A 17,674-nucleotide genomic window follows, 5' to 3' on the forward strand; every position below is an offset into this window, starting at 1 on the left:
ATATATTTTGTTAATACCCTAGAAAAACCAATGGTTGATTACATCTAAAGATATTACACAAAATTATGGACTTGACTCTTTTAAGAGTACCAGTATAAGCAAGTTTCAGCAAAATTGCTGATAAGAGGTGTAGTAAAAGCAAGTTTCAGCAAAATTGCTGATAAGAGTATCAGTAAAAGCAGGTTTAAGAGAAATTGCTGATAAGAGTATCAGTAAAAGCAAGTTTCAGTAAAATAGCTGATAAGAGTACCAGTATAAGCAGGTTACAGAGAAATTGCTGATAAGAGGTGTAGTATAAGCAGGTTTAAGCTAAATTACTTATAAGATTAGCCATAAAACCAGCTTTGATTACAAATAAAAAGTGCCTAAATTGAGAACGATTTTGTAAAGTGCGGACGCCTGAGGGAATAGTATGAGTGAGAGACTATAGGCTCGAACCATACCCCTAGGCAAGCATGCACGAACAAAATCGTAAGATTGTATAAAAGGTAGGCAAGCATGCACGAATAAATTCGTAAGATTTAAAAAATAAGCATATCACTGTAAACTTTAAAAATTCAGTTACGTGATATGCTTATTTTTTTGAGTTAGGAATTATATCCGGACTCTTATCATTATTTTTTTAATACGTCGTGTGTGCTTTGGTCTTTAGTCATAACATCTTGAACGTAAGGGCATACTGGATCAATAACTTTACCTTCTGATCGTGCTTTATCAATTACAATATCAACTAGCTTTCTAGCCATTCCGTGACCTCTTAAAGAAGGGTCAACAAATGTATGATCTACAACGAGCGTCTTACCATCCAAATCTTGATACGTAATTTCTGCCTCAAAATCATTTTCCGAGTTACCTACATAAAACTTGTTTGTACCTTGTTTGATTTCCATTGCAATCACACTCCTTATAAATTATTTACCTAATAATTCATCGATTGGTGGTACAACTTGTTTCTTACGTGACACAACGCCAGGTAATACTGCTACATTACCATTTAATTCAGTATTAAATGCTTTTGCAACTGCTTGTTGTTCTTTACCTAAAGCAATCACTGTTGAATCACTGTTTAATATATCAGTAATAACAAATACGAATAAATCGTATTGTTCATTTGCAATTATTGCGTTGATTTCATTTTCAACATCTTCTTGAATTTCAAGAACTTCTTTTACATCTACAGTGTTAACTTGAGCGATACGTACAAGTTTGTCACCCATGTTGAATGATTTAGCATCCATATTTAATAAAAATTCTGGTGTTTTACCTTTAACTGAAGCACCAGCTTTAAGCATTTCTAATCCATATTCATTTAAATCAACATTGGCAATTTCAGCTAATTCTTCACAAGCTTTTTTATCTTGGTCTGTACATGTTGGTGATTTAAATAGAAGTGTGTCAGAAATAATAGCTGAAATCATTAATCCAGCAATTTCAGGTTTAATTTCTATACTGTTTTCATTGTACATTTTTTTAAGGATTGTAGTTGTACAACCAACTGGCTCAGCTCTGTAATATAATGGGGCACCAGTTTCAAAATTACTAATACGATGATGATCAACTACCATTGTTATAGTCGCATCTGTAATATCATCTGCACTTTGTTGGAATTCGTTATGGTCAACTAAAATAACGTCTTTACCTTTTAAAGGTGTTTCTAATAATGCAGGTGCATCAACTTTGAAATAATCTAATGCGTATTGTGTTTCATCAGAAATTTCTCCAAGTCTAACTGCTTGAACATCATTTCCAAGTTCTTTTTGTAAATCTTCCATTACTAATGCTGAAGCAATAGTATCTGTGTCTGGATTCTTATGTCCAAATATAAATGTGTTTACCAATGTAAATTCTCCTTTAGCTTTGAATATTCTGTCACTTTATTTTACCACGAACATCTTGTCTATTCTACAAACGCGCCTATACTATTTTCAAAATGTGTAAGTGCCCAATCATGCCCAGCTTGATTAAATGAGGCTACACAATTTTTAGGAATATGAATTTTATAATTCAGATTATAAGCGTCTATAGCAGTATGGAGTACACAAATATCAGTACAGACACCAACTATCTCAACAGTATCAACTGCTCTTTCTCTTAACAAACTATCTAGATTCGTACCGAAAAATGCACTATATCTTGTTTTATCTAACCAAAATACATTTTTGGAATTTTGGATTTCTTCGTATTGAGATTTTAATGTGTTGTATAATTCTCTACCGTTCGTTCCCTTAATATTATGGGGTGGAAAGAGTTTCGTTTCAGGATGATAAGGATCATTTTCAAAATGGTAATCCATTAAATAAAAAATTAAATCTTGATTAGTATTATAATCTTCAATTTTGTTATATATATTTTTTTCGATTTTTTGACCAGGTTCACCACAAGTTAGTTTCCCATCAGTAGCAACAAAATCATTTGAATAATCTACAACTATTAATGCTTTCTTCAATTAAATTCCCCCTAATTGTCTATAATTTAATTTCAGTGTAATATGAATATATATGAAAGTATACGCTATATTAAGGTGGTTATGAAGTATGAAGAATATAGTTAACGTGAAAAATTATGGTGCTAAAGGTGGGTGTGGGTTAACCGATACAATTGGTATCCAATTAGCATTGTTACAAGCAAGAAAAGGACCAGTAACTGTTTATATCCCAAAAGGTGTTTACCATATCATTTATGAATTAGTTATTTATGAAAATACAACACTTATTCTAGATGATGAGGCAACTCTTATAAGAAAATCATCTAATGCAATGCTGAAAAATGGTCATAAATTTAAAAAATACTATGGATATAACGGCCATAGTAATATAAATATTATTGGTGGAACTTTCGATGCGTATGGACATACTAATAATACTAACAATACGATTATGTCGATAGGTCATGCTAGCAATATTCAAATTCATAACGTAACTTTTAAAAATGTTGTAGGTGGACATGCAATTGATGCGTGTGGTTTAGATGGTTTTTATGTGAGTAAGTGTAAATTTTTAGGATTTCGAGATGATAGTGGTAAGAGACTATTTAGTGAAGCGGTACAGATAGACATACAAACTAAGGGTGCATTTCCTAAGTTTGGAGCACCTGATGGTACGATTACTAAAAATGTCTTAATAGAAAATTGTTATTTTGGAAACTCTGGAGATCCAAATATGTCAGCATGGAACAGGGCGGTTGGTTCACATGCAAGTATGTATAATGCGTTTTATGAAAATATTCATATTCAAAATAATACATTTGAAGGCTTAGGAGATTTTGCGGTTACACTTTTAAAATCAAAAGAAACAACAGTAACAAATAATACATTTATTGATTGTGAAGGTGGCGTCCGGTATTTAGCAGTACCGACCGGTAAATATTCATTAGATATTAATCAGTTTGATAGAGGTGGACAAGCAGGTTCAACATTATTAATTGGAGAAAATACATTTAAAAACATTAAAAGTAAACAAAGTATTCTCGTTAAGAGTTATGAAAAAGTTAAGAATAAAGATATTTATATTTTCAATAATCATTTTGAAGGAGACACTTCAAATAACATTAAATTCATAAAATCAACTGATATATATTTAATGAATAATAAGCATTTAACGCGCATTGACAAAGATAAAGTAGATAGACTAATACAAATATAAGAGGTGTATCTAATGAATGAAATAGAAAGTTATATTGATCAAATCGATGCAAAAAGAAAAGAAGCTTATATTAAATTGTATGAAGTAATTCAAGAACATCTTCCAATTGGATTTGAACCAGTATTACAATATGGCATGCCTACATTTGTAGTACCACTTAATACTTATCCAAAAGGTTACTTAAATAGAACTGACGAACCACTGCCATTTATTAGTATAGGCGTTCAAAAAAATCATATTGCCTTATATCATATGGGATTGTATGGAATGGAAGAACTCAAAGAATGGTTTGAACGTGAATATGCAGAACGAGTTCCAACGAAATTAAACATGGGTAAAAGTTGCATCAGATTTACAAATACAAAAACGATTCCCTATGATTTGATTGGTGAGTTGAGTGAAAAAGTTACAGTAAAGGAATGGATAAATAAATACGAAACGGGTCATAGAAATAGTAAATAAATAAAAGGGTGGGACGAAGAAATCTTTTAATAAAATCAGATTTCTGTCCCACTCTTTTTATATATGTTTATCAAAATTACCTAGTACTTTCACATTAAATTCTAAGGTTTTCAATATCGTAATAACTTTTTTCATTTCTACATCATCTGCACTACAATCAGCTTGTACAAAGAAATGATACATTCCAAGTTGAGTCTTTAGTGGACGTGATTCAATCCATGAAAGGTTAATGTTAAATAGTGCAAATGTATTTAATATACTTGCTAGTAGACCAGGTTTATCTTGATCTGGAGTGATCAATAATATACTGTCTGTTGCTTTTTTAACTGGTTTTTCTTGAGCAGATAGTACTAAAAACCTTGTTGTGTTATGTGGATAGTCTTCAATATGTTGGTGTAGAGCGATTATTTCATTATTAGTTTCTTCTAAACCAATTGGTGCAATTGCAGCAGTATGGTCATCTATCTCATCTAAACTTTGTACTGTACTGTCTGAATACCGATATGTAAAGTTATGATTCTTAATGAATTTTGAAGTCTGATTAATAGCTGGTGCGATTGAAACGACTTCATTTATATCTTCTAATTTTGTTCCCTTTTTAACATAAAGTGAAAAGGAAATGTCTAAATGTAATTCATCTATAACATGAATTTTTTGTTCTGTTAATGAGTCTGCAATAATGTTAATCGTTCCTTCTATAGAATTTTCTATAGGAGCAATTGCTATATTTTGTGGATCTGTTTCTATTGCTTTAACAACTTCGTATAAATTTGATTTTGGTATATATTCTTCTATTTCATTTTGTTTATATTTTAATGCAGCCATATGTGAAAATGTTCCTAATGGCCCTAAATAATATAATTTCATAAAAGACTTCCTTTCTAATGGAATGGACAACCTTGTTCTGTTTGTTTATATAAAAAGTTAGGACTTCTCATTTCATTATCATAGCCTTTATGATAATTATGTACAAGTGAGGGTGAAAGAGGGGGAGCTAGCCAACTCCATTTACCTGTAACTTTTCTATTAACATTATTTTCATTGTCTTCGAACTTTTTAAACTGCTTTGATGCGTTGTAATGATCTACTATTGAAACTCCAGATTGTTTAAACGAATGAAAAACAGCGTAGTTAAATTCTACTAAAGCTTTATCTCTCCAATAACTTGATGTTGTTGATGTATCTAAATTAAAAGCTTCAGCTATATCTTTCAATTTGTCATAACGATATTCATCTGTAAAGTTTCTAACCCCAATTTCAGTTTCCATATACCAACCATTAAATGGAGCAGTATGATAATAAAGCCCACCAATTTCTAAATCCATATTAGATATGATAGGTACTGCATACCATTTTAATTGCAACTTTTCTAAAGCAGGAAATTGCTCATGTTTGATTGATACTTCTTTAATTAATCCTTCAGTATAAGAGTGGAATTGCAGCGGTTGTTTATTAATACGATAAATAAGTGGGAGTATATCAAAGTCAGAATGCTTACCTTGCCAATTTAGGTGTTGAGCGAGTTGAGTGGTTTCTCTCGACTTAGGATCACCATAATTTTCATACCCAGCATATCGGATAAGCTGTTCATTCTTAATTTCAATTTGATTAGAGTATATACTAATCATAGGTTTAATTTTGCCATTATTTGTAGCTTGTTCAATATGTTCTTCAATAGAGTGTAGAAATTGTTTTTCACTATTGATATGTCTTAAATCTCTGACAGTTAATTTGTCCCAAAAAAGGCGTCCTATACATCTATTAGAATTTCTCCACGCTACTTTAGCACCATACTCAAGTTCATCTTTATTATGTGTATATGTTCCTGTTTGATTTATTTCATCTTGTATTTCTTGAATTCTTTTATGCGCTTTTGTTTCATCTATATTAAGTTCTTTATACATATCTATAATAAAAGTAGTCGCTTTTTCTTGTATCATAATTACACCTCTATGTACTAGTATAAGCGACTACTATATTTTGGCAATATGTGATTTATGACAAATTACCAATTATTAATATTCTTGCGTTCACCTTTGAAATTACCTGATTTTTTGTGACGTTCTTTCAATACATCAACTACTTCTTCAAATTTCACGCCTCGATCATGAAGAAGAACAAATAGGTGGTAAAGTACATCTGCTACTTCATTAGTTAGTTCCAAGTTATCATGTTTCATAGCAGCTATAACAACTTCGAAAGATTCTTCACCAAATTTTTTTGTAATTTTATCTATACCTTCAGATAACAAATAGTTAGTATAAGATTTTTGATTATTTGAGTTTACACTTTCTTGAATTGTTGACTCTAACGATTCAAGAGAATAAGGTTCATCGGTATTGAAACAACTAATCGAACCAGTATGACAAGTTGGTCCATCTGGATTAACTTGTAATAAAATTGTATCTTGGTCACAATCTAATTTTATATCTAAAACATGTTGAATATTATTTGAAGATTCGCCTTTTTTCCAAAGACGATTTTTACTTCTTGAATAAAACCAGCACACTTTTTCTTGAACTGTTAAGTTATAAGCTTCTTCATTCATATAGCCAAGCATTAGTACTTGACCTGATTGGTAATGTTGCAATATTGCAGGCACTAAACCTTTTGAAAAATCAGGTGTTAATTGACTCATCGTACATTCACTCCTTCGTTAGATAAATGTGTTTTAACGGCTTGAATTGTTGTTTCTTTATCATGGAAGATACTAGCAGCAAGTCCAGCTGATACGTCTGTTTCTGTGAATAAATCGACAAAATGTTGACTATTACCTCCGCCTCCTGAAGCGATGACTGGAATGTTTACGAGTTTAGTAATTTCGCTTAATAATGTGTGGTCGAAGCCTTGTTTAACACCATCATAATCCATACTTGTTACAAGCAATTCACCTGCGCCTAAACTTTCTACTTCTTTGACCCAGTCTAGCACACGTTTATCTGTTCTTTGTTTACCACCGTGAGTATAGCAATACCAATCTTGAAGTTGTTCTTCCCACTTAGCATCAACAGCTATACAAATACATTGTTTTCCAAACTTGTCACTTGCTTCACGTATGAAATTAGGATGACGTAAAGCACTTGAGTTTAAAGAAATTTTATCAGCACCATGATTTAGAAGGGAAGAAATATCGTCTAGAGTACTTATGCCTCCACCAATAGTTAGAGGGATAAAAAGTTTAGAAGCAGTTTGACTAATAATATCTAACATCATTTGATGTCCATTTTCAGTTTTAGATATGTCTAAAAACACGAGTTCATCTGCTGCTGCTTGGTTATAATATTCTGCTAATTCGACTGGGTGTCCTATATCTCTTAATCCTTTAAATTTTATTCCTTTAACGACTCGACCATCTTTTACATCTAAACAAGGGATGATTCTTTTCTTGATCATGAAATACCCTCCCAGAATTCATCAGTATTTGCTGCTTTTCCAACTATAGCTGCATGGACGTTTAATTGATTAAGTTGATCGATATCATCTTTGTTTCTTATTCCACCAGATGCAATAATTGGAATTGAAGTTGATTGCACTAATTTGCCAGTTAACTCAAAGTTAGGTCCAGATAACTTACCATCTTTTGATATGTCAGTATAAATAATACCTCCGATTGGAAGATGTTCAATTCTTTTAATGAAGTCGAATAGATTCATACCTGCATCTTCAATCCAACCGTTTAATTTGATTTCTTCAACGTATGCATCAACAGATAAATAAATTTTGTTTGGAAACTGGTTTGTAATTTGTTTTAACCAATTTAAATCTTGAATACCTTTTGTTCCGACAATGATGTATTCAATTCCTTTGTCGAAATATGATTGAATCGTGTCGATGCTTCTAATGCCACCACCAACTTCAATTGGTAAATGTGTTAAATTAACAAGTTGTTCTATGTAGTCCGCTTCTGTTGGTTGCTGTTTTTTTGCTCCTATTAAATCGATAACATGAATTCTAGAGACTTGGTCAAATTTTGAATAAAAGGCGATGGCTTCTTCAGCTGTGCGTGCCATGGATTCCTTTGAATCATATTTACCTTCAGTTAATCTCACACTTGTTGAATCAATTAAATCAATTGCTGGCCATATTTCAATCATTTAAAAACCCCTCTTTCAATGCTAAATCTAAAATTTCAAGTCCATAGTCACCACTTTTTTCAGGATGAAATTGAATGCCAATAATATTTTTTTGTTGAACAATTGCAGTAATCGGTTGCCCATAATCTGCAGTCGCTATGACAGGTAAATTAGTTGAAACATGATATGAATGTATAAAATAAACATCACCATTTAAAATAGGATGCTCACTTTGTAAATTATTCCAACCTAAATGTGGTACTGGATAGGGACTTTCTATAGGTTTAACTTTACCTTCAAGTAGACCGAGTCCTTTAGTAGCACCTTCCTCGCTAAATTCAAATAGAACTTGCATGCCTAAACAGATTCCAATAATTCTATGTGTATCTTTTATTTCATTAAGTACTTTATCTAAACCACTTTTTTGTAATTGATTCATTGCATCTTTGAAATGACCAACACCAGGTAACACTACATGTGTACTATTTTTTATAGTCGTAATGTCTGATGTTAATTCAGCTTCATAACCTAAATGAAGAAGGGCACGTTCAATATTCTTAATATTACCTAAACCGTAATCCATAATTGCTATCATTATTCAATCACACCCTTAGATGATGGGACACCATCGAAATCATCTTTACTTAAGGCAATTTTTAAACTTCTTGCAAATGCTTTAAATATAGCTTCAATTTCATGATGCGTGTTACCACCTCTAATTAAATCTATATGTGTTGTTAATCTAGCATTAATTACAAGTGCTCTAAAAAATTCTTCTACAAGTTCAGTATCAAAAGTTCCAACTTTTTCACGAGAAAATTGTGCATTAAATGATAAGAAGGGACGACCGCTAATATCTGTTACAACACGCGCTAGGGTTTCATCCATTGGAATATAAAAAGTGCCATACCTACTAAATGATTTTTTGTCTTTAATTGCTTCTAAAAGTAATTGACCAATTACAATACCTATATCTTCAACTGTATGATGGTCATCTACATGTGTATCACCATCTACATTTACTTTTAAAGTTATACCACTATGAAAACTAAATAAAGTGAGCATATGATCTAAAAATCCTACACCAGTATTAATTTGAGATGCTTCATCATTAAATAACAAATGAATATTAATATCCGTTTCTTTAGTTGATCTTGCTTTTTGATAAGTCATATCTTTGCCTCCATTCTTTTACGACTTTTTCTAAGTCTTCTAACTGTGGTTCAGTTGCGATAGAGTAGCGTACAGTTTGCTTCATGTTAGGTTCATCATAAAACCTAGGTAAAAACCCTTTACTATAAATATATTTGCCTAAATCTTGAGCTAAGTTACCATATGTTAATACGAAATTTGTTTTTGATGGCAAAACATTAATAATGTCACTTACATTATTTTCGAATATTGTTCTAAGTTTTACACATAATTGTCTTTGTCGGTTCAATAAAGAGCTTACAAGGTCCTTATCATTAAATAGCGCAGTCGCTATTGTTAAAGTTAAAGTATTTAAAGGATAGGGATGTGCAATACTATTTAAAGTTTGAATCGTTTTTTTCGTAGAAATAACTATACCAACTCTTAATCCGGCAAGTGCGAATGCTTTACTTAATGTCCTCATTTGAATGATGTGATCTTTCAATTCGATTTCATAAGCATCACCAAAATCTAAATATGCCTCATCAATAACAAAGTATCCTCCGATTTCCTTCATCAACTCAGAAATTTCTTCTAAAAATTCTGGAGAGTATTGAATACCTGAAGGATTATGTGGAACACTCATAATAAAAAATGCTGGTTTGATACGACGTATTTCATTTTTGATTTTGTCTAATGAAAATGTATAGTCTTGTTCAGCGTCAACATAATGGATAGGGCGATTAATTTGATGAGCATATGCTGTGTACATGAAAAAGTCAGGGTTCAATGTTAATACTGGACCATCTGGTAAAGCAATCATACATTTTTGAATCCATTCATCAGAACCATTTGCTGCTGAAATTTGATTAGGTGATAATTGATAATAATTAGCATAAGCATTAATAAATGCATCATATTCTTCATCAGGGTAAAAGTTAAAATCTGAATTGGATATAATTTCTTTTAATATTTCTTCATCCAAAGCAGGAATTGGACTTTCGTTTTTGTTAATTCTAATCATATTTCACGACTCCTTGTTGTTTGTTAATCTTACTTCTAATGATTGTTTATGTTGGTATAAACCTTCTTCTTCAGCTAATGCAATTGCACTTGGCGCAATTTCTTGATAAGCATGTTCATCAAGATGAATAACAGAGTGGCTAGTTAAGAAATCATTTACAGTAAGACCATTTGAAAACCTTGCTGTCTGATCTGTAGGTAGAACATGACTTGGACCTGCAGCGTAATCACCAATTGCTTCAGGTGAGTATTGACCTAAAAACATTGCGCCAACATATTTAATTTTGCCAATATATAAGTCTGGTTCAGTCGTTTGAATAGATAAATGTTCTGGTGCGATATAATTTACTACTTCAATCGTTTCATTAATATCTGTTGTTAAAATAGGATAATGAAAGTTTTTTATGCTTTTCTCAATAATGTTTTTTCTAGGTGCTAGATCTATTGCTTGTTGAAGCTTTTGATTAACTTTACTTAAAAATGACTGATCTGTTGATAATAAGAAAGTTCGAGCTTGTTCATCGTGTTCAGCTTGAGCTAAAATATCTTGAATGATATAGTCCACATTTGAATGCTCATCAGCAATAAGTGCAATTTCACTTGGACCAGCGATTTGATCAATACCAACTACACCATATAGTAATTGTTTACTTAGTGAGACAAATTGATTACCGGGACCAACAATTTTATCTACTTTAGGTATTGATTCTGTACCATATGCAAGTGCTGCAATACTTTGAGCACCACCTACTTGAAACACACGATTTACCCCTGTAATATGACATGCTGCTAATATAGCAGGGTCAATGCCATCTTTTTGTGGTGGGGTAACAACTATGATTTCTTTAACATTTGCTACTTTTGCAAGAGTAGCTGTCATTAAAACAGTTGAAGGATAACTCGCTTTTCCGCCTGGAACATAAATACCTACTTTTTCAATTGGATGGTAAAGTTGATAAGTTTGTCCTGTAGTTACATTTTCGTGCTTTATTTTTTGTTGAAACGCTTTAATATATTTATGACTCGTTTCGAGTGCTGATTTTAATTCATGTGAGATAAGATTAATACTGTTCTTAATTTCATGTTGAGGCACTTCAATTTGTTCTAGATCAACATTATCAAATTTTTTATTATATTTAAATATTGCTTGATCTTTATTTGTTTTTACATCTTCAATGATGTTTTTTACACTTTCAGTATTACGCTCATCAGCAATTCTGTCTTGCTCAAATTGTTTAATAAACTGTGTTTTAGATAGCATTGATAGACACCCCAATTTCTTCTATAAATGATTCGATAACATTAGATTTACTAAAGAAAGCATGTTTATTTGTTATTAATTTTGCATTTATATCCCCAATAGATTCTTTTTCAACAAGTCCATTAGATTTTAAAGTTGTGCCAGTTTGAACAATATCAACTATTGCATCAACCATATTCACAACGGCAGCTAATTCTACTGAACCAGATAGGGGAATGATAGAAACATCTTGTCCTTTATTTTTAAAATATGCTTTAGTAGTTTTCACATATGTTGTGGCAATTTTTTTATATTCTGTAACATCTGGTTTACTTGCAACAGCAAAATGACAAAACCCAAAAGGTAAATCAACTAAGTTATTAACATTGAGTTTGTCTTTTTCATCAAGAATATCACTGCCCGTTATACCAATATCAGCAATGCCTTGTTCAACATAAGTTGGTACATCATGACCTTTAACTAAGATAAATCTGACATTTTCGACTTGGATTTGCAGTTTACGCTCTCTTTTATTAAGCGCATCTGACCATTTTGAATTACCATTTGAATCTATAAATTTAATAAAATCTTTTAAAAGACGTCCTTTACTTAGCGCAACTGTTAACATAATAACCTCCTAAATTAATTTAATTGAATACCGAACCCAAAACCTTCTAAAGTACCGTTATAGTGTCCACCCGATGCGATAGGGTTACGATTATTATTTTGATAAAGTTGTATAAAACTTCCTACATAATATGATTTTGGAGGCATCGTTGTAATATCTAAATGGATATGATTAATGCCTGATGCCTCAAGAGTAGATTTCCAATACTGTAACGATTTATATGTTGGATGTTCAACATCAGCAAAATTCGTTAAGAAATCTAATTGATGATGTGTTGGTGTTTTTAATAGTTGAACTAAAGTATGGTTTTGAGAAAGTAATTTAGAAATTTTTGAAATATTTCTTTCACTTATTGCTAGAAATAATTCTTCAGTTTGTTCTTCTTTAGGCAATAAAAGGTCGAATAATTGATAATGACCAATAACTGCAAAGTCTACATTAAGTTCAAGTTCCTTTTGAATGAAATCATGAATGTACTGATAACATTGCAACATATCATTTCTTGTTGGATTAAATATCTCTACACCTAAATTAGTAAATATATGTTCATTAATTGAAATAGGACCAGCGTATGTGACACGAGACGCTTTTAATTGATATTCGCGGCTATAATGCTGAATTTGATCAGTCCAGTCATTTCTTAAACTATAAAAAGCATCACCATTTTTCCAAATACTTCTAGTATCTAGACTATTTAAATCATCCTGAGTCAATTGTTTCCATTGTAGTTTTTCAATGAAGTTCATATCGATGACTTCAAAATCTTTAGAACTAAAATACTTTAAGAACTTAAGTTCCTTTTCTTTCTTATTAATAACGTCATCTTTATATTTTACATAATCCATATTATAAACCTCGCTTTTACTCTCTACCAAGTTAAAGTATTTTTTTAATTATAAATGATACTATAACATGCATAAACTAACTAATCAATTGAAAGTTCTGAATATTTAAATTATCAAACAACGGAAAATAAAAAAAACCAAATTGCATATGCAATTTGGTTCCTCCGTATTTTATATTTCGTATATTATTCTATTTGTTGTGGTGTTCGGTGAACTAATAGTAGTATGAACACGATAAATACAAATACAGCAATCATTGTGAAGAATATCGTTCCGTTTGATATTTGAATAATTGTTCCGCCTAATATTGGTCCTATCATACTACCGATACTGAATGACATTGCGATCATTAAGTTACCAGCGGGTAGGTTATGCTTTGGTGTTAAGTCTGTCATATAACTTACACCTAAACCATAAAATGATCCTGTAAAGAGTCCTGCAATTAAAAATAATCCCATCATTATAAAGGTTGTATTAGGTAAAAAGTCACCTAAGAGGAATATGATACTTCCAATTAAAGTTAAACAGAGTAATACTTTTTTTCTACCATGAATGTCACTAAACATTCCTAACGGTACTTGGAATAGAATAGCACCTAAGCTGAACGCTGGTAATATTAATGTGATACTCGTAACATCAAGACCATTTCTTAAACCATAAACTGGAAAGTTACTATGTAGTCCCGCTTCGAATAATCCATATAATAATGGAAACATGAAAGCAATCCATGATGTTTTTATGACGTCTCCGAAGTTCTTCAATGTATTAATCATGCTAATAGGACGCACATTCGATGAAGGAAATTCATTATGAATTAAAAGTACTAACGAAATGGTAATGATAGAGAGCATTGCTGAAAGAATAAATGGTAATGCTTCTGAAACGTCTACGAGTTTAGCTAATAAAGGTCCAAGCATAAACCCTGCTGAAAAACTGAATCCATATACTGAAATTGTTCTACCAAGTTTATGTTTCGGTGTCATATGTGTTAACCATGTTTGTGTACTAAAATGAAGCATGTTATCACCAACACCAATTAAAAGTCTTAAAATAAACCATATAGATAAAGTTTTTAATGTAGGGAATAACAATAAAGATAAGGCAACTATAGCGCCACCAATTAGTATCATATATTTAAAACCGGATTTACGTACTAGTCCTTCAATAAAGAATGAAGAAAGAAATACGCCAATATATAAAGAAGTTGCATGTATACCGTTTACTGAACTAGAGATCCCGTTACGTTCAAATATTACTGAAATTAATGGTAAGAGCATTCCTTGTGAGAAACCGGAGATAGCTACAATAATTGAAAGTATAATAAATAATTTTTTGAATGAAGAATTTTTCATTTGTTAGCCTCCCACTTAATTTTACATCTTAAGTATTTTATCATAGAGATAAATGACTTGATATATTTAAGTTACTTTTTAAAATTTAAATTAGAAAGTATGATAAAATAATATAAAATTATATAACCGGAGGAGTATTGAATAATGTATAAATATGAAGACGATAGTTTAATGTTACACACGGATTTATATCAAATCAATATGGGCGAAACTTATTGGAATGATGGGATTCATGAACGTAAAGCTATATTTGATCTATATTTTAGAAGTATGCCATTTAATAGTGGGTATGCTATTTTTAGTGGATTAGAGAGAATTGTACAATTTATTGAAAATTTCAAGTTTACAGATTCAGATATTGAATATTTGAGAGAAATTGGATATCAAGATGATTATTTAGATTATTTAAAAGCTTTACGTTTTACAGGTAACATTAGAGCGATGAAAGAAGGGGAGTTATGTTTTAATAATGAACCTCTCCTTAGAGTTGAAGCACCATTAATTCAAGCTCAACTAGTTGAAACAGCGCTATTAAATATCGTGAATTTTCAAACTTTAATTGCTACGAAAGCAAGTAGAATTAAGCAAGTGGTACGTGATGAAATTGTCATGGAATTTGGTACAAGAAGAGCACAAGAAATGGATGCTGCTATATGGGGTGCAAGAGCAGCGGTCATTGGGGGATTTGACTCAACAAGTAATGTTAGAGCAGGTAAATTATTTGGTATTCCGATTTCAGGGACACATGCACATTCAATGGTACAAACTTATGATGATGAATACATTGCTTTTAAAAAATATGCTGAAAGACATAAAAATTGTGTTTTCCTCGTAGATACATTCCATACACTTAAATCCGGTGTACCAAACGCTATTAAAGTAGCAAAAGAGTTAGGCGATAAAATTAATTTTATAGGTATTCGATTAGACTCAGGTGATATTGCGTATTTATCTAAAGAAGCAAGAAGAATGTTAGATGAAGCGGGATTCACTGATGCAAAAATATTTGCTTCAAATGACTTAGATGAAGAAACAATCACAAGTTTAAAAGCACAAGGAGCAAAAGTTACAGCTTGGGGTGTAGGTACTAAACTTATTACCGCATATGATCAACCAGCTCTTGGTGCTGTATACAAACTTGTGGCAATTGAAGATGAGAATGGTGAACTTTCAGATCGTATTAAAATTTCTAACAATGCAGAAAAAGTTACGGTTCCTGGTAAGAAAAATGTCTATAGAGTTATTAATACTTTAACGAACAAATCTGAAGGAGATTATATAACTTTAGAACATGAAGAGCCAAACAAAGAAGAACGTTTAAAAATGTTCCATCCCGTTCATACTTATAAAATGAAATATATTAAAAACTTTAAAGCTGTTGATTTACATCACGATATTTTTACAAACGGTAAACTTGTTTATTCATTGCCAGAAATTAATGATATAAAACAATTTGCATTTGATAACCTTGAGATATTATGGGAAGAAAATAAACGTTATTTAAATCCTGAAGAGTACCCTGTAGACTTAAGTAAAGCTTGTTGGGATAATAAGAATAAAAAAATATTTGAAGTTGCAGAAAGAGTTGCAGAATCTATTAAGGATGTGGAACAGTAATGAGAGATTTGCAATCAACCATAGTTAAAGAAATGAATGTAAAAAAAGTAATAGACCCTAATAGTGAATTTGAAGAGATTAAACATTTTTTGAAATCTTATATAAAAGCTCATAGTTTTGTGAAGTCATTAGTTTTAGGTATTTCAGGCGGTCAAGATTCAACATTGCTAGGTAAAATAGCACAGTTAACAGTAGAAGAATTAAATGCTGAAGAAAATGAACAATATCAATTTATCGCTGTTAGATTGCCGTATGGTGAACAGTTTGATGAACAAGATACACAAGATGCTTTAGATTTTATTAATCCAAGCAAACGTATAACAGTGAATATTAAACCAGCAGTTCAAGCAAGTATTCAATCATTAAAAGAATCAGGTGTTGAACTTACAGATTTTCAAAAAGGAAATGAAAAAGCGAGAGAGCGCATGAAAGTCCAATATTCAATTGCTTCAGCACATAGTGGTATTGTACTAGGAACTGATCATTCGGCTGAGAATATTACTGGATTCTTCACTAAGTTTGGTGATGGTTCTTGTGATATAGCTCCTTTATTTGGCTTGAATAAAAGACAAGGTAAAGCAATCTTAAAATATTTAGATGGTCCAGAACATTTAATTAATAAAGTACCTACTGCCGATTTAGAAGAAGATAAACCAGCTTTACCAGACGAAGAAGCTTTGGGAGTAACTTATGATGTAATTGATGACTTTTTAGAAGGTAAAAAAATAAATGAAAAAGATCAAGAAATTATTCAGAATCACTATGTAAGAAATGCACATAAAAGAGAAATGCCTTATACAAGATATACTTGGCCAAAATAATGCGTGACTTTCATAAGTTTGATTGATAAAATAATTCCAGTATTTTAATAAATGGAGGGTTTGCATGTCAGCTATATTAGATAATCCATGGCTAATGGTACTTTCTATATTTGTAATTAATATAGTATATGTATCCTGTTTAACAATGAGAACGATTTTAACACTAAAAGGATATCGATATATAGCCGCTGCTGTGAGTGTACTTGAAGTAGTCGTTTATGTTATCGGATTAGGTTTAGTAATAAATAGTCTTGACCAAATTCAGAATATATTAGCTTATGCACTTGGATTTGCAACGGGTATTATTGTAGGCATGAAGATAGAAGAAAAGATAGCATTAGGTTATATCGTTGTGAACGTTACAACTGCAGAATATGAAACAGATTTACCTAGAAAGTTGAGAGACTTTGGGTATGGTGTCACACATTATGTTGCAAAAGGAAGAGATGGAGATCGTCTTGTAATGCAAATATTAACACCACGTAGATTTGAATTGAAATTAATGGACACAATAAAACAGTTAGATTCAAAAGCTTTTATTATTGCATATGAACCTAAAAACATCCACGGTGGTTTCTGGGTTAAAGGTGTACGAAGTAAAAAATTAAAGGCGTATGATACTGATGAAGTTTAGAGTTGAAGAAAATGAAACGATAGAAATGTGTCTTAATAGAATGAAAGAACAAGGTTATACACCAGTGAAAAGATTTGAAAAACCTGTCTTTATTGAAAAGAAGAACGGTGATATTGAAGTACTTAGACAAGAAATACAATTTGTAGGCAAAAAAATGAATGATTAAATGATTGTTTGAAATCAAAATACCCTTGGAAGTTAGTCGAA

At 31.4% G+C, this 17,674-nt stretch carries 21 protein-coding genes; 6 read left to right on the plus strand and 15 right to left on the minus strand.

Annotated elements, in window-relative coordinates:
* Positions 1 to 614: 614 nt before the first annotated feature.
* Genes B2G86_RS11065 through B2G86_RS11075 form a run of 3 tightly spaced genes read right to left on the minus strand, consistent with a single transcriptional unit; the run spans position 615 to position 2,446 of the window.
* The gene (locus B2G86_RS11065) at positions 615 to 890 is read right to left on the minus strand and encodes a GNAT family N-acetyltransferase (RefSeq protein ID WP_078358185.1); all 276 of its coding nucleotides are present in this window, start codon (positions 888 to 890) and stop codon (positions 615 to 617) included.
* Positions 891 to 911: 21 nt separating this feature from the next.
* A complete protein-coding gene (locus B2G86_RS11070) occupies positions 912 to 1,838 on the minus strand; it encodes a manganese-dependent inorganic pyrophosphatase (protein ID WP_078358187.1) in 927 nt (308 codons plus the stop codon).
* A 59-nt stretch (positions 1,839 to 1,897) separates the two neighbouring features.
* Positions 1,898 to 2,446, minus strand: a complete 549-nt coding sequence (locus B2G86_RS11075; protein WP_078358188.1) for a cysteine hydrolase family protein — start codon at positions 2,444 to 2,446, stop codon at positions 1,898 to 1,900.
* Between the two features lie 88 nt (positions 2,447 to 2,534).
* On the opposite strand from B2G86_RS11075, the gene B2G86_RS11080 reads away from it, so the two are divergent.
* Positions 2,535 to 3,641 (plus strand): glycosyl hydrolase family 28-related protein, encoded by a 1,107-nt coding sequence (locus B2G86_RS11080; RefSeq protein ID WP_078358190.1) that lies wholly within the window; start codon positions 2,535 to 2,537, stop codon positions 3,639 to 3,641.
* Between the two features lie 12 nt (positions 3,642 to 3,653).
* Positions 3,654 to 4,103, plus strand: a complete 450-nt coding sequence (locus B2G86_RS11085) for an iron chaperone (protein ID WP_078358193.1) — start codon at positions 3,654 to 3,656, stop codon at positions 4,101 to 4,103.
* 57 nt (positions 4,104 to 4,160) lie between these two features.
* Here the strand turns inward: B2G86_RS11085 and B2G86_RS11090 are convergent, their stop codons facing one another.
* The 12 genes from B2G86_RS11090 to B2G86_RS11145 form a co-directional block, all read right to left on the minus strand.
* Positions 4,161 to 4,970 (minus strand): prephenate dehydratase, encoded by an 810-nt coding sequence (locus B2G86_RS11090; protein ID WP_078358196.1) that lies wholly within the window; start codon positions 4,968 to 4,970, stop codon positions 4,161 to 4,163.
* 14 nt (positions 4,971 to 4,984) lie between these two features.
* On the minus strand, positions 4,985 to 6,043 hold the full coding sequence (locus B2G86_RS11095) for a nitric oxide synthase oxygenase (RefSeq protein ID WP_078358199.1): 1,059 nt from the start codon (positions 6,041 to 6,043) through the stop codon (positions 4,985 to 4,987).
* Positions 6,044 to 6,108: 65 nt separating this feature from the next.
* The gene (hisIE, locus tag B2G86_RS11100; protein WP_078358202.1) at positions 6,109 to 6,741 is read right to left on the minus strand and encodes a bifunctional phosphoribosyl-AMP cyclohydrolase/phosphoribosyl-ATP diphosphatase HisIE; all 633 of its coding nucleotides are present in this window, start codon (positions 6,739 to 6,741) and stop codon (positions 6,109 to 6,111) included.
* On the minus strand, positions 6,738 to 7,496 hold the full coding sequence (gene hisF / locus B2G86_RS11105) for an imidazole glycerol phosphate synthase subunit HisF (RefSeq protein WP_078358205.1): 759 nt from the start codon (positions 7,494 to 7,496) through the stop codon (positions 6,738 to 6,740). The genes hisIE and hisF overlap by 4 nt, the downstream gene beginning before the upstream one ends.
* Entirely contained in the window at positions 7,493 to 8,197 is a 705-nt protein-coding gene (hisA, locus tag B2G86_RS11110; protein ID WP_078358207.1) for a 1-(5-phosphoribosyl)-5-((5-phosphoribosylamino)methylideneamino)imidazole-4-carboxamide isomerase, read from the minus strand. Before hisA ends, hisF begins: the two co-directional genes overlap by 4 nt.
* Positions 8,190 to 8,771 (minus strand): imidazole glycerol phosphate synthase subunit HisH, encoded by a 582-nt coding sequence (hisH, locus tag B2G86_RS11115; protein WP_078358209.1) that lies wholly within the window; start codon positions 8,769 to 8,771, stop codon positions 8,190 to 8,192. Before hisH ends, hisA begins: the two co-directional genes overlap by 8 nt.
* On the minus strand, positions 8,771 to 9,349 hold the full coding sequence (gene hisB / locus B2G86_RS11120) for an imidazoleglycerol-phosphate dehydratase HisB (RefSeq protein ID WP_078358212.1): 579 nt from the start codon (positions 9,347 to 9,349) through the stop codon (positions 8,771 to 8,773). Before hisB ends, hisH begins: the two co-directional genes overlap by 1 nt.
* The gene (locus B2G86_RS11125) at positions 9,321 to 10,331 is read right to left on the minus strand and encodes a pyridoxal phosphate-dependent aminotransferase (protein ID WP_078358214.1); all 1,011 of its coding nucleotides are present in this window, start codon (positions 10,329 to 10,331) and stop codon (positions 9,321 to 9,323) included. Before B2G86_RS11125 ends, hisB begins: the two co-directional genes overlap by 29 nt.
* Before the next feature lie 3 nt (positions 10,332 to 10,334).
* Entirely contained in the window at positions 10,335 to 11,591 is a 1,257-nt protein-coding gene (gene hisD, locus B2G86_RS11130; RefSeq protein ID WP_078358215.1) for a histidinol dehydrogenase, read from the minus strand.
* Entirely contained in the window at positions 11,581 to 12,198 is a 618-nt protein-coding gene (hisG, locus tag B2G86_RS11135; RefSeq protein ID WP_078358216.1) for an ATP phosphoribosyltransferase, read from the minus strand. The genes hisD and hisG overlap by 11 nt, the downstream gene beginning before the upstream one ends.
* A 14-nt stretch (positions 12,199 to 12,212) precedes the next feature.
* A complete protein-coding gene (locus B2G86_RS11140; protein ID WP_078358217.1) occupies positions 12,213 to 13,043 on the minus strand; it encodes an ATP phosphoribosyltransferase regulatory subunit in 831 nt (276 codons plus the stop codon).
* Between the two features lie 185 nt (positions 13,044 to 13,228).
* Positions 13,229 to 14,395 (minus strand): MFS transporter, encoded by a 1,167-nt coding sequence (locus B2G86_RS11145; protein ID WP_078358218.1) that lies wholly within the window; start codon positions 14,393 to 14,395, stop codon positions 13,229 to 13,231.
* A gap of 144 nt (positions 14,396 to 14,539) precedes the next feature.
* On the opposite strand from B2G86_RS11145, the gene B2G86_RS11150 reads away from it, so the two are divergent.
* The 4 genes from B2G86_RS11150 (at position 14,540) to B2G86_RS11165 (ending at position 17,633) form a co-directional block, all read left to right on the plus strand.
* Complete coding sequence (locus tag B2G86_RS11150; RefSeq protein WP_078358220.1) at positions 14,540 to 16,012, plus strand: nicotinate phosphoribosyltransferase; 1,473 nt, start codon at positions 14,540 to 14,542, stop codon at positions 16,010 to 16,012.
* On the plus strand, positions 16,012 to 16,833 hold the full coding sequence (nadE, locus tag B2G86_RS11155; RefSeq protein WP_078358222.1) for an ammonia-dependent NAD(+) synthetase: 822 nt from the start codon (positions 16,012 to 16,014) through the stop codon (positions 16,831 to 16,833). Before B2G86_RS11150 ends, nadE begins: the two co-directional genes overlap by 1 nt.
* A gap of 64 nt (positions 16,834 to 16,897) precedes the next feature.
* Positions 16,898 to 17,467, plus strand: a complete 570-nt coding sequence (locus tag B2G86_RS11160; RefSeq protein WP_078358224.1) for a DUF2179 domain-containing protein — start codon at positions 16,898 to 16,900, stop codon at positions 17,465 to 17,467.
* A complete protein-coding gene (locus B2G86_RS11165) occupies positions 17,457 to 17,633 on the plus strand; it encodes an NETI motif-containing protein (protein ID WP_078358225.1) in 177 nt (58 codons plus the stop codon). The genes B2G86_RS11160 and B2G86_RS11165 overlap by 11 nt, the downstream gene beginning before the upstream one ends.
* Positions 17,634 to 17,674: the final 41 nt, after the last annotated feature.

This window comes from Mammaliicoccus fleurettii (genome assembly GCF_002018435.1).
GTDB classification, from domain to species: Bacteria; Bacillota; Bacilli; order Staphylococcales; family Staphylococcaceae; genus Mammaliicoccus; species Mammaliicoccus fleurettii.